Annotated in this window: 11 protein-coding genes; 4 read left to right on the plus strand and 7 right to left on the minus strand. The window is 64.1% G+C overall.

What is annotated here, in order from left to right:
* Window positions 1–4 precede the first annotated feature (4 nt).
* The 4 genes from OSH10_RS05500 to xylB are packed head-to-tail and all read left to right on the plus strand — an operon-like array spanning window position 5 to window position 3,541.
* Window positions 5–244 carry a lipoyl domain-containing protein gene (locus OSH10_RS05500; RefSeq protein ID WP_266330612.1) on the plus strand — a complete coding sequence of 80 codons (240 nt, stop codon included), beginning with the start codon at window positions 5–7 and terminating at the stop codon, window positions 242–244.
* An 11-nt stretch (window positions 245–255) separates the two neighbouring features.
* Window positions 256–1,044: an alpha/beta fold hydrolase gene (locus OSH10_RS05505; protein ID WP_266330613.1), complete on the plus strand. Its 789-nt coding sequence runs from the start codon at window positions 256–258 to the stop codon at window positions 1,042–1,044.
* Between the two features lie 32 nt (window positions 1,045–1,076).
* A complete protein-coding gene (locus OSH10_RS05510) occupies window positions 1,077–2,048 on the plus strand; it encodes a sugar-binding transcriptional regulator (protein ID WP_266330614.1) in 972 nt (323 codons plus the stop codon).
* 20 nt (window positions 2,049–2,068) lie between these two features.
* On the plus strand, window positions 2,069–3,541 hold the full coding sequence (gene xylB / locus OSH10_RS05515) for a xylulokinase (RefSeq protein WP_266330615.1): 1,473 nt from the start codon (window positions 2,069–2,071) through the stop codon (window positions 3,539–3,541).
* A gap of 25 nt (window positions 3,542–3,566) precedes the next feature.
* Here the strand turns inward: xylB and OSH10_RS05520 are convergent, their stop codons facing one another.
* The 7 genes from OSH10_RS05520 to OSH10_RS05550 all read right to left on the minus strand — a co-directional run bounded on the left by OSH10_RS05520 (window position 3,567) and on the right by OSH10_RS05550 (window position 12,853).
* The gene (locus OSH10_RS05520) at window positions 3,567–4,511 is read right to left on the minus strand and encodes a sugar-binding transcriptional regulator (protein WP_266330616.1); all 945 of its coding nucleotides are present in this window, start codon (window positions 4,509–4,511) and stop codon (window positions 3,567–3,569) included.
* Between the two features lie 157 nt (window positions 4,512–4,668).
* On the minus strand, window positions 4,669–5,487 hold the full coding sequence (locus OSH10_RS05525) for a carbohydrate ABC transporter permease (RefSeq protein WP_266330617.1): 819 nt from the start codon (window positions 5,485–5,487) through the stop codon (window positions 4,669–4,671).
* A complete protein-coding gene (locus tag OSH10_RS05530) occupies window positions 5,480–6,220 on the minus strand; it encodes a carbohydrate ABC transporter permease (protein WP_266330618.1) in 741 nt (246 codons plus the stop codon). Before OSH10_RS05530 ends, OSH10_RS05525 begins: the two co-directional genes overlap by 8 nt.
* 197 nt (window positions 6,221–6,417) lie before the next feature.
* Window positions 6,418–7,641, minus strand: a complete 1,224-nt coding sequence (locus tag OSH10_RS05535; protein ID WP_266330620.1) for an ABC transporter substrate-binding protein — start codon at window positions 7,639–7,641, stop codon at window positions 6,418–6,420.
* 404 nt (window positions 7,642–8,045) lie between these two features.
* Window positions 8,046–10,049, minus strand: coding sequence for a transketolase (gene tkt / locus OSH10_RS05540; protein WP_266330621.1), 2,004 nt, complete (start codon window positions 10,047–10,049; stop codon window positions 8,046–8,048).
* A 234-nt stretch (window positions 10,050–10,283) separates the two neighbouring features.
* Entirely contained in the window at window positions 10,284–11,318 is a 1,035-nt protein-coding gene (locus OSH10_RS05545) for an ABC transporter permease (protein WP_266330622.1), read from the minus strand.
* A 23-nt stretch (window positions 11,319–11,341) separates the two neighbouring features.
* Complete coding sequence (locus tag OSH10_RS05550; protein ID WP_266330624.1) at window positions 11,342–12,853, minus strand: sugar ABC transporter ATP-binding protein; 1,512 nt, start codon at window positions 12,851–12,853, stop codon at window positions 11,342–11,344.
* Between the last annotated feature and the right edge of the window lie 77 nt (window positions 12,854–12,930).

Consider the following 12,930-nt stretch of genomic DNA (forward strand, 5'->3'; position numbering starts at 1 on the left):
AACGATGAACATTCCACTGCTGATGCCGCAACTGGGCAATGAGACGACCGAGGCCGAACTGACGGAGTGGCTGAAGGCGGTGGGAGATCCCGTCCGCGAGGGCGAGCAGATCCTGATCGTCACGACGACCAAGCTCAGCATGGAGATCGAGGCCCCGGCGACGGGCGTCCTCAAGGACATTGTCGTGCCGGAGGGCGATATCGCCGAAATCGGCGCGACGCTTGCCATCATCGCGACTGAATAGGCGCTGCCGGCATGGCGGAGACCAACAAGGCGGCCGCCGTGGCAGTGCCGCATCGGCTCGGCGGAAGCGACGGTCGGCCGGAGGTCGTGTTCGTGCATGGCTTCGGATCGGACCGCTTGGCCTGGCTCGCCAACGCGCCCGCCCTGGCTGGCGCGTTCAAGGTCTGGGGTGTCGACCTGCCGGGGCATGGTGACGCGGAGCCCGGACAGGATAATAGCCTGGATGGTCTTGCCGATGCGGTGCTGGCAGGCCTGGCCCCCCATCTGACCGGCAAGGTGCATCTGGTCGGCCATTCGCTTGGCGGCGCCCTTGCGCTTCGCCTGGCCCATCGCGCGCCGGATCGGGTGCGGTCGATCGTGCTCATTGCGCCGGCTGGCCTCGGCAGGGGCATCGACGGCGATTTCACGGCCGGCCTCGCGCGGCTGGAGGAGCCGGATCCGGCGTTGGCCCTGCTGCAGCGGCTGGTGGCGCGCCCGCGCCTGATCAACAAGGCGATGGCGCTGCATGTGCTGGCGCATCTGGACCGGCCGGGACGGCGCCAGGCCCTGTCGGCTCTGGCCGAAAATCTGCCTGCCATCGAGGAGATGGTGCAGCCCGCCATCGCCGCGATCCGGCAAGGCGATTTGCCGCGAATGGTCATCTGGGGGGAGAATGACGCCATCAATCCGCTCGATCCGGAGCGGCTGGCGAATTTTGGCGGTGAACGGCACATCGTGCCGGGTGCCGGCCATCTGCCCCAGATCGAGGAAATCACGCGGGTCAACGGATGGATCCAGGGCTTCCTGACCGCGCATAGCTGACCGCTGCGCTCGCCGCAGAATTGAGGATTGTATTGGCCAGACTCCAACGAGCCGGACAGAAGCTGCTTTCCGAGACATCGTCGCTCCGCTTGCGCGCGGCGTGGCTCTATTACAATCAGGGCCTGACGCAGAAGGCTGTCGCCGAGAGGCTCGGCGTCAGCCGGACGACGATCATTCGCGTGCTCGACGAGGCCGTGAAACGTGGCGAGGTGCAGATCTGGATCAATGAGGGCATCCAGGAGTGCGTCGAACTCGGTCTGCAGCTCGAAAAGGCGTTCGGCCTGGATGAGGCGATCGTCGTGCCGGGAGCCGACGACGTCGAGGGGACGGCCAAGGCCGTCGGGCTCGCCCTCGGCCAGTTTCTGTCGGACGCCATTCCCGACGATTGCACGATCGGCGTCGGCTGGGGACGCACGCTGACCGCTTCGCTCGCCAGCTTCCGCCCGGCCCGGCGCGACCGCGTTCGTGTCGTTTCCCTGCTTGGCGGCGTGCTCGAGGCGCATCAGGTCAATCCGATCGAGTTTTCCTGGCGGCTGGCCAGCCAGATCGGGGCGGAGTGCTATCTCTTCCTGTCGCCGCTTCTGGTCGATTCCATCGAGACCAAGCGTCATCTGATCGAACGGTGCGGTCTGGATCGCCTCTACCGGCTGGCCGAAGAGCTCGATATCGCCGTCATCAGCGTCGGCGACATCAGCCCGGACGCGACGTCGCTCTCCCAGACCCTGATCTCGGCGCAGGAACTGAAGGAACTGGTCGAGGCCGGCTGCGTCGGCGACGCCATCTGCAATTTCCTGGATGCGGAAGGGCGTTCCGTCCCCCACGCGCTGAACGACCGGGTGATGTCGGTCGATCTCGACAAGATCAGCAAGGCGCGCCACGTCGTCCTGGCGACGGGCGGCGCCAAGCGCGCCGTCGCCATCCACGCGACGATTCAGCGCGTCGGCTGCAATACGCTGATCACCGACGAGGCCGCGGCGCAGGCCCTTCTCGCCATGGCGCGGTGACGCAAAGCATAATCGGGGGGATGATGTATCTCGGAATCGATGTCGGCACGACGGCGACCAAGGCCATCCTGGTCGACGAGCAGCAACGTACGCTGGCGCGGGCCACGCAGGACTATGCGACAGCCCGGCCTGGACCCGGGCGCAGCGAGCAGGATCCGGCGCTATGGATCCAGGCCGTTCAGTCCTGCCTTGCGGTCCTGCGCCAGTCATGCCCCGACGCCTTCGCGGCGGTTCGGGCGCTGGGGCTTTCGGGACAGATGCACTCGCTGGTAACGCTGGACGCCGATCATGATGTCGTGCGGCCGGCCATTCTCTGGAACGACGGCCGCGGCGCCGACCAGTGCGTGGAGATGGCGGCCAGCGTGCCGGATCTCGCCGAGATATCGGGCGTTCTCCCCATGACGAGCTTCACGGCTGCCAAGCTGTTGTGGCTCCGGCAGAACGAGCCGCAGGCCTATGACCGAGTGGCCCATGTCCTGCTGGCGAAGGACTATGTGCGCTTTTGGCTCACGGGCGAGATTGCCAGCGACATGTCCGATGCGGGCGGCACGCAATTGTTCGATCAGGCGCGACGGCAGTGGTCGCCCGCCATCCTGGACGGGCTGGGGATCGACCATGCCCTGATGCCGCCGCTCCTGGAGGGGTTCGAAATCGCCGGCCGTTTGCGCCCGACGGTGGCGGCGTCACTGGGCCTGAGGGCCGGGCTGCCCGTCGCCTGCGGCGGCGCGGATGTCGGCACCGGCGCGATCGGCCTCGGCTGCGCCGCGCCCGGATCGGGCTTCATTTCGCTTGGCACCGGCGTCGTCTATTTCGTGGCGCAGGATCGCTACGCCCCCAAGCCCGAGCTCGTCCTGCACAATTTCGCCCATTGCACGCCCGGCTGGTACCAGATGGCCGCCATGCTGAACGGCGCCAGCGCCCTGAACTGGGCCAGGAAGCTGATGGGCGTCGACGATATCGGCGCGCTGGTGTCGAGGGTGGAGGCCCGATATGCGGGCCCGTCTTCCCTGATGTTCCTGCCCTATCTGAGCGGCGAGAGGACGCCGCATGGAGACAGCGACATTCGCGGCGCCTTTTTCGGGCTGAGCCCGGCTTCCGACCCCCTCGATATCGCCCAGGCCGTGATGGAGGGAGTGGCCTTTTCGATACGCCAGGCGGATGAACTCCTGACGCAGGCCGGCAGTCCCTGTGCCGTTCCCGGTCTCATCGGCGGCGGCGCGCAGAGCCTGCTCTGGTGCCGCATCCTGTCGACCGTGCTGGGCCGAAATCTGGCGCGCTACGACGATGCCGATCTCGGGCCGTCGCTGGGTGCGGCCCGCCTGGCCATGATGGGCGAGAGCGGCTGTGGCATTGCGGAGATTGCGACGCCGCCGGACCACGAGGTGGTGATCGCTCCCTTTCCGGAGCAGGTCGAGCGCTATGACCGGCGATACGAGGCCTTCAAGGCGATGTTCCCGGCCGTCGCCACCTATTCGTCCCATGCGGATCGCTAGCGGGCTCGGGGGAGGCGAGGGCGGCTCAGCCGTCGCAGAGCAGCGCGGCTGTCTCCGCATCCGTGCCCAGCGCATTGATCATGCGCCCGCGCATCGCGGCGCGGATGGCGGGCACCTTCTCGGGTCCCGTGGCCACGGCAATGCTGTGTGTGACGCTCGGCAGGGCATCCAGCGGTAGCGAAAGCGTCCGTGCGTCGATGTCGGAATGCACCACCTGACCGTCCGCATTGTAGAAGCGGGCGCAGATCGAGCCGACGGCGCCGTCCGCGATGATCGCCTGCACGCGCGACGGCGGAAACAGCCCGTTGCGGAACGTCGACGCGCCTTCGGTCATGGCGCCGATGCCGACGATGGCAATCGATACGCGGTCGATCAACTGGAAGACGTCGCTGACGCCCGAGGTGGAACGCAGCGCTTCGGCCGCCTCCATCGAGTCGACCACGGCAGGGACCGGCAGAACCCAGGCCCGAGCGCCGATCCGCCGCGCCAGCGTCCGGCAGATTTCGCCGGTGTGGCTGGCCTCCTCGGCGCGGCCGACACCGCCGATCAGCGTTACGACCGACAGATTGTCGGCGCGGATCAGCCGGCCGGCAGCCGCGACACTGGCCACCGTCTCGCCATTGGAGACGCCGATTACCGCATCGTCGACAACGAGGTCCTCGATGCCGCGAAACACCGCGTTGCCGAGCAGTTGCAGCCGGTCGACATCGGAGGAGCGCCGATCGACCACGATCGCGAAGGAAAGGCCGAAGCGCTGCGTCAGACGCGCTTCGAGTGCGGCGTTGCGAAACGCCCTGGTCGCCACGCGGATCTCGACGATGCCGAGTTCCATGGCAAGCTTCAGATACCGGCTGACGGTCGCCTCCGAGATCTGGAGGTTTCGGGCAATCTCGTTCTGGGGGACCCCGTCCTCATAGCGGAGCCGGGCGACGTTGATCAGCGCCTGTTCGTCCGGTTTAGGGCGTGCCATGGGGCTCCTTGATCGCTGCCGGCTGGGCGAGGTCCGAGCCTCTTCGTGCTGACGACGCTATATCAGATATTCCTGCAATCGCTTTCTCTAAGCGCCTTTGTCGAGACTTTTTTCCCAAGCGGCCACAAGGCTCGCCCGGGCCCGGCCGATGCCTCCTCTACTTGATGCCCGATCCGATGGCGCTATCGATGAAATAGCGCTGCAGGAAGATGAACAGCAACGCCATCGGGATCGTCCCGAAGGTCGATACCGCCATGATTTCACTATACTTCGTATTCAGCGTCATCTGGAACGCAGCCATGCCGAGAGGCAGGGTGCGCAGCGTGTCGGTGCTGGTGATGATGAGGGGCCAGAGATAGTTGTTCCAGCTCAGGCTGAAGGTCAGGACCGCGACGACCACGATGCTGGGCGCCAGAAGCGGAACCACGATCCGGCGCAGAATGGTGAACTCGCTGGCGCCATCGATCCGTCCCGCCTCGAGCAATTCATTCGGGATTCCCTGGATCGCCTGCCGCAGGATGAAGATTCCCGCCGCATTCAGGGCGGTGGGGAGCACGATGCCGGCATAGCTGTCGTGCCAGCCAAAGGCGTGCACCTGCAGGAAGAGCGGGATCACGATCGCCTCGATCGGGATCATGATCGAGGCCAGCACGGCGATCCAGATCATCTCCGAGTAACGGTTGCGCATCTTGGCGAAACCATAGGCGGCGAGCACGCCCAGGAAGAGGGTGATCAGCACGGATACGCCTGCCGCCAGCAGCGAATTCACCAGATAGCGGAGAAACGGCCGTGCCTGGAACGCCTTCACATAATTGCTGATTCCGGCGCTGCCGAAATCCCACAGGCTGCCGTCCAGCAGTTCCTTGTCCGTCTTGAAGGAGGCGGCCAGCATCCACAGGATCGGAAACAGGGCGATGGCGGCAAAGATCGCGATGAACAGGATAATCGCGATGCGTTCGACCTGGGACCTATGCATCTCTTCGTCCTGAAATCAGCCAGATCTGAATGAGGCTCAGCAGCATGATGCAGCCGAAGAGCACGATCGAGTAGGTACTGGCCCGGCCCATGTCGAGATAGCTGAACGCTGTCTTGTAGATGAGAATCGTCAGGATCTGCGTCGCATTGGCGGGGCCACCATCCGTCAGCACCTGCTGGAAGACAAAGGCCTTGAGGCCGTTCACCGTCGCCAGCACGACCACCAGCGCGATGGTCGGACGCATCAGCGGCAGGGTGATGTGCCGGATCATCGGAAACAGCTTGGCGCCGTCGAGCCGGGCGGCTTCGAAGCAGTCGCGCGGCAGGGTCAGGAATCCGGCCAGGAAGATGATGGTGTAGTAGCTTGTCGCGTGCCACCAGCTCATGAAGATCAGCGCCCACGGCGCATAGGCGCCATTGGTGAGCCACGGAATCGACGCCATGCCAGCGGTATTGAGCGCGTCGTTGATCGGGCCGCGCTGGTTGAACATCAGCTTCCAGACCAGGGCGACGGAGACGAACGGCAGGATGGACGGCAGATAGAGCAGGAACCGCCAGACGCTTCGGCTGCGGCCCAGCGTGCTGAGAAGCCCGCCCAGCACGAAGGACAATCCGATCACCGGCACGATCGTCCAGAAGACGTAGAATGCGGTCACCCAGAGCGAGCGAAGAAACTGCTCGTCCGAGGCCAGCCGGATGTAGTTGGAAAGCCCGGTGAATACGGGCGGCGACATCAGGTCGTATTTATGGAAGCTGATATAGACGGCGTATAATACGGGGTAGAGCTGAAAGATCGCCAAATACAAAAGGGCGGGCGCTATGAATACAAGAGATAAGCGTTTTCTGGATTGAAACACGCGTCGGTACCTTTCGGCCGGCGTAGTGTCCATCCGGTTTTCATGCCGGATGGACAATAGACTGCGACGGATAGTTAGTTCTGGCTACGCACGAAGTCGATCTGCTTGGCAGCCTGATCGAGCGCCTCCTGCACCGAAGTACCCTGCATCATCTGCTCGATGGCGTCCTTGATCGCCTTGCCTTCCTCGTTCCAGGTCAGCGAACGCCAGAAATAGGTGCCGTACTGGAGCTGGTCGGCAAAGATGTCGGCGCCGATCGTATCCTTGGCGGCTTCCGACTTCTCCCAGCCCTTCAGGCCGGTCACGTAGCCGGTGTGGCGCAGATAGCCATCGCCATCGGAGGTCAGGAAACGAAGGAAGCGCCAGGCTTCTTCCTGATTCTTGGATGCCTGGGTGACCGTCATCGAGTAGTTGTAGAGCAACGTCTTGGGATTGGCGGGATCCTTCTGCGGGATCGGCGCCACGACGTAGTTCTTCTTGACGTCCTCGCCGAACAGCGGGGGCGACCAGATGCCGGCCATCATCATCGACTGCCGGCCATCGGAGAAGTCCTGCAGCGCATTGACCGGATTGACCGTGGCGTAGTCGGGGCCGCCGATGCCATCCTTGACCAAGCGCTGCCAGGTGTCGGTGAAGGCCGCGACGCATTGCGGCGAATTGATCGTTGCCTTGCCGGCGCTGTCGAGCACCTCGCAGCCATACTGGTTGAGGATCGGCCAATACTCCATGGCATACCAGAAGCCATCCAGGCCGAAGACCCAATTGAAGCCGAGGCGGGTGAAGTTGCCGCTCTCATCCTTCTTCTGGACCTTCTTGGCCATAGTGAAGAGATCATCCCAACTCTTCGGCCAGTTGGCCTTGTCGGTCACGTCGATGCCGACTTCCGCGAAATGTTCCTTGTTCATGAACAGCGCGAATGTATTCAGTTCCTCCGGAAGACCGTAGATCTTGTCATCGATCATCAGGCCCTTCAGGGCGCCGGGCGAATAGAGCGCTTCCAGCTCCTCATTGGTCTTGACGCCCATCGCCGGCAGGTTGGCTTCCGCCAGAATGCCCTTGCTGACGAATTTCGGATACAGGTAGTCGAGCACGTTGATCAGATCGGGCGCCTCGCCGGCCGCGATCGCTGCCAGCAGCTTGACCTCGTAGTCGCCGTGTGGATCCGACTGGAACGTGAACGTCACATCCGGATGAAGCTTGCTGTACTCGGCAGCCTTCTGCTTGATGAATTCTTCGGCCGGCGGGTAAGTGTGGTGCCAGATCTTCAACTCGGCGGCGCTGGCTAGGCTTGCCGACATTCCGATGGCAGCAACTGAAGCTGCGGCCAGAAAATTGATAGCTTTAAAAGGTCGCATTCTGGTTCTCCTCCATAGGTACTATTTTTATAGCTTTGTTATTGCTGGGCCGTTCGGGTCTTCATGTTGGCGATAACGCCGACATCTACGGGGACATCAATTCGGTAATCGAAAATATCCCAACACGAGCACTATCGATAAATAGAGACGATCTCGACGCTTATTGCAATAATTTATTATAAAGAAGGAAATTCAATTAAAATCGGACCTCTGCTTAAATGACCTTTCGTGAAGGTGCCGTGGCCTGATGCCTTGCGCCGAGCCGGGCCGACCGGCGGGCCCTGCGAGGCTGGGTGCGAAGACGGATGTCGACAGGCATGGATGGTCTTCCCGATGCTGGAAGGGGATCAGCCCAACAGGCCGTTCGCCTCGGCCACGACCCGTTCGGCGGTGATGTTGAGAAGGCGGTAGAGTTCCGGCCCGGTCGCGGACTCGCCGAAGCGGTCCACGCCGATCACCGTGCCGGGGCCCTTGAGGAACTGATACCAGTAGAGCGGCGAGGCGGCTTCGACGAACACGGCCGGCGTCCCGAATGCGAGGACCTCGTCCTGGTAGGCCCGGTCCTGCGCGGCGAAGAGATTGCCGTTGGGAATGGACACCAGCCGCACCGACTTGCCCTGTTGCTCGAGCTGCTCGCCGGCCGCGAGGATCTGGGCCAATTCCGAGCCGGTGCCGACCAGCACGATGTCGGGCTTCCCGCCGGCGGACTGGCGCAGCACATAACCGCCCTTGCGGATGCCCGCGAGATGGTCGGGCTCATGGGCGAACACCGCGCCATCCTGCCGCGCGGCGACGATGGCCGTCGGCCCCTTTCGCTTGAATGCGGCCTCCCAGGCCACGAGCGCTTCCAGTTCGCTGCCGGGGCGCCAGAGCGACATGCCGGGGATCGCCCGCAGCGCCAGCATCTGCTCGCAGGGCTGATGCGTGGGGCCGTCCTCGCCGACGCCGATCGAGTCGTGCGTATAGAGGAAGACGGCGCGCAGCCCCATCAGCGAGGCCAGGCGCACCGCGTTGCGGCTGTAGTCGCTGAACACCAGATAGCAGGAGCCGTAGGGGAGCAGGCCGCCATGCGCGGCCATGCCGTTCATCATGGCCGACATGCCGAATTCGCGCACGCCGTAATGGACGAAATTGCCGGTGAAATCGTTCTTCGTGATCGAGCGGGAGGCCGACGTCCAGGCCAGCGTCGAGACCGAGACGTCGGCGGAGCCGCCGACGACTTCCGGCATTGCCTCGATGAGCCGGGTGGCGACCCGGTTCGATCCCTTGCGAAGCGGCTGCTTCGCCGGATCCGAGCCAAGGATCCGTGCGGCTTCCGCGGCGACCACGGCGTCGAATTCCTTCGGCAGTTCGCCCGCATTGCGGCGGCTGAATTCGGCGGCCAGCTCCGGGTAGCGCTTCGAGTAGCCGGCGAACAATTCGTTCCAATGATTCTCCGCGGCCGCGCCCTTCGCCAGGGCATTCCAACCCTGCAGGATCTCGGCGGGCACGAAGAATGCCGGATGATCCCAGCCGAGGTTCTTGCGCGTCAGCGCCACTTCCTCCACCCCCAGCGGGGATCCGTGGACCTCTTCCTTGCCCTGCTTGTTGGGCGAGCCGAAGCCGATGATCGTCTTGCAGCAGATCAGGGTGGGCTTGTCCTGCGACCGCTGCGCCGCCGCGAACGCGCTGGCAATGGCTGCGCTGTCGTGGCCATCGACATCGGCCACGACGTTCCAGCCCAGCGCGCGGAAGCGGGCGGCCGTGTCGTCGGCGAACCAAGCTCCGACTTCGCCGTCGATGGAAATGTTGTTGTCGTCATAGACGGCGATGAGCTTGTTCAGCCCCAGCGAACCCGCCAGCGATGCGGCTTCCTGGGCCACGCCCTCCATGAGGCAGCCATCGCCGACGAAGACATAGGTGAAGTGGTCGACGATCGGGAAGCCGTCGCGGTTGAACTCGGCGGCAAGCTTCCTTTCCGCGAACGCCATGCCGACCGCATTGGCGAAGCCTTGGCCAAGCGGGCCGGTGGTCGTCTCCACGCCATCCGTGATGCCCAGTTCCGGATGGCCCGGGGTCTTCGAATGCAGTTTGCGATGATCGCGAAGGTCCTGCACCGTCAGATCGTAGCCGGACAGGTGAAGGAGCGAATAGATCAGCATCGAGCCGTGTCCGTTGGATTGGACGAACCGGTCGCGATTGCTCCATTTCGGATTCGCGGGATTGTGCTTCAGGAAGCCGTTCCAGAGAACCTCGGCGATATCGGCCATTCCCATGGCCGTGCCAGGGTGGCCGGAGCTCGCCTGCTGGACAACATCGGCGGTCAGGAACCGGATGGCGTTGGCAAGGTCGCGGCGGCTGGGGGATGTCATCGTCGGTTCCTATGAATGGATGCATGCATGTCATTATGTAAGGTTGACCGTACAACTTATATCGACCCTCCTGTCAACTGCTTTGGCGAGGCGGGCCGAAATTCCGTCGGCGCTCCGGCGCCTTGCCGGTGCGCCAAGACGGACTTGGGCGGCTCGCGCGTGCCCACCGGGAACCACGGCGGATGCGGGGGCGGCCGGGGAGGTGGATCCCGGCGCGCCTCGTAAACGGGGCTGCTATTTCTTGTTCAGGCTGCGGCGGCGCCACTGGTCGAAGATGACGACCAGCACCACGACCACGCCCTGCGCGATGCGCTGGTAGAAGGGGCTCACCCCGAGCAGATTGAGACCGTTGCCCAGCACGCCGACGAGCATGGCGCCGATGAGCGAGCCGATGACGCCGCCTTCCCCACCAAACAGATTGGTGCCGCCGATCACCACCGACGCGATCGAGCGTAGCTCCTCGCCCTCGGCCAGCAGGGCGTTTGCGGCACTGAGCCGGGCCACGAGCAGGATGCCCGCGATCGAGGCGAGCAGGCCCGAAATGGCATAGACATAGATCTTTGTCCGGCCGACGGAGATACCGCAGACGCGCGCCGCCTCCCGATTGCCGCCGACGGCATAGACCGCTCGCCCGAGGGCGGTGAATTTGAGCACGTAGATGGCAATGCCCGCGCAGATCAGCGCGATGAAGATGCTCGCTGGAATGCCCGCGACATTGGCCGTTCCAAGCCAGGTGAAGGCGGGCGGCATTTCACGGGTCGAGGAGGGTCCGGGCACGGACTGTCCCTGGGTGGTCAGCAGCGCGACGCCGCGAAATACCTGCATCGTCCCCAGCGTGGCAATGAAATCGGGGATCTTGAAGGTCGCGATGATCCATCCGTTCAGCAGTCCTGCGAGCAGTCCGACCATCAGGCCGGCCGCCAGGCAGACCGGGATCGGGAGGTAGCCGAGGTCGACCCCGAACAGGACCAGCGGCGACGTCATCAGGACGGCCGTCGTCGCGGAAGCGAAGGCGGCGATGGCAGCGACGGACAGATCGATGCCGCCCGTCAGGATGGCGAAGGTCTGCCCGATCGCCAGGATCGCCAGGGGGGCGGTCTGGCGGCCGATATTGGCGAAATTGGTATGGGTGGCGAACTTCGGAGAGGCGAAGGACAGATAGGCGATCAGCGCAATCAGGGCGATCAGCGGGCCTGCCTTGAAGAGAATGTCCCGCAGGGCCAGCCGCGACCGGTCAGCCTTGGTCGAGGCGGGGCTCGAGGTGGTCATTTCATGTGCCATCGTAACGCCTGTCAGTGAGAATGGAGCAGCAGCGCTTCCTGGGAGAGCTGTTCTCGCGTCAGTTCCACCTTGATGAGGCCGCTGCGCATGACGAGAACCCGGTCGGCCAAGGCGACCAGCTCGTTGATTTCCGACGAGATCATCAGGATGGAGGTTCCCGCCTCGACCAGCCGGCTCATGATCGCGAAGACTTCGGCCTTGGCGCCGACGTCGATGCCGCGGGTTGGTTCGTCAAAGATGAGGATTTTCGAGCCGCTCGACATCCAGCGGGCGAGGATGACCTTCTGCTGGTTGCCGCCGCTATAGTGCAGGAGCTTCTGGGTCATGGAGGGCGGCCGGATCCGCATCATCTTGATATAGTCGGCGCTCTCGCGCTTCTCGCGGCCGACCTCCAGCTTCGAGAGCATGGCGCGATCCGAGAGCCAGGCAAGGCTCAGATTGGGAGCGATCGGCTGCATCGGGATCAGGCTCTGCCGTCGATCCCGCGACAGAAGGCCGATCCGCGCGGCAATGGCATCGGCCGCGCTGTGATCCTTCAGGGGCGTCTCGCCGGCGTGTATTTCGCCGCTGTCGAAGGGCGTCAGTCCGAAGATGGCGCCAGCCAGTTCCGCCTGTCCCGCGCCCATCAGTCCATAGACGCCCAGGATCTCGCCCTGGCGCAGCGAGAAGGAGACGCCCTTGAGCGCCGTGCCTGAAACCAGATTTTCGACGCGCAGGACAGGCTGGCCGATGTCGCTTTCGAATTTGGGGAATTGCTGCGCCAGCGCCTGGCCGACCATCAGTCCGACGATCTTCGCCTCGCTCGCCTCGGCGATGGGCAGGGATGCCGCGAGCTGCCCATCGCGCAGCACCGTGACGCGATCCGAGATCGCCATGATCTCCGAAAGATTGTGCGAGATGTAGACGATGCCGTGTCCTTCCTCCTTGAGGAGGCGGATCACGTCGAAGAGGCGGCTTCGCTCGCTGTCGGACAGGGCGGATGTCGGCTCGTCGAACAGCACGATTTTCGGCGCGCGCTCCAGCACGCGAGCGATCTCGACCAGTTGCTGCTCGGCCACCTCCAGCCTGCCGACGGGCGCGCGCGGGTCGAGGTCGACGCCCAGGCGCTGCAGGATCGCCCGTGCGTTCCGCTCGGCCGCCCGCCAGTCTATGGAGCCGAAGCGCCGTGGCAGCCGGCCGAGATAGATGTTCTCGGCCACGGAGAGCGCCGGAACGAGGCTCAGTTCCTGATGGACGAGGCCGATGCCGTAGCGTGCCGCGTCGAAATTCGCCGGCAGGCTCTTGCCGTCGACAAGGATGTCGCCCGACGTCGCCGAATACTCGCCGGCGATGATCTTCATCAGGGTCGACTTGCCCGCCCCATTCTCGCCCATCAGGGCGTGAATTTCTCCGGCGCGGATGTCCAGCGAGACGTCGCAAAGCGCGACGTTGCCAGGAAATACCTTGCCAATGTTCCGGAGGCGCAGAAGAACCTTCGCTTCCGGAACCGTGTCAGGCAGAGCATGGGCGGGCGAGGTAGCCACCGGATGCAACTCCGTCAGGTATGTCCAGTCTCGGGCGGACCGACGGCGTTGCGCCGAGGTCCGACCGGCCCGGGACC

Source organism: Kaistia defluvii, assembly GCF_026343955.1.
GTDB lineage: Bacteria > Pseudomonadota > Alphaproteobacteria > Rhizobiales > Kaistiaceae > Kaistia > Kaistia defluvii.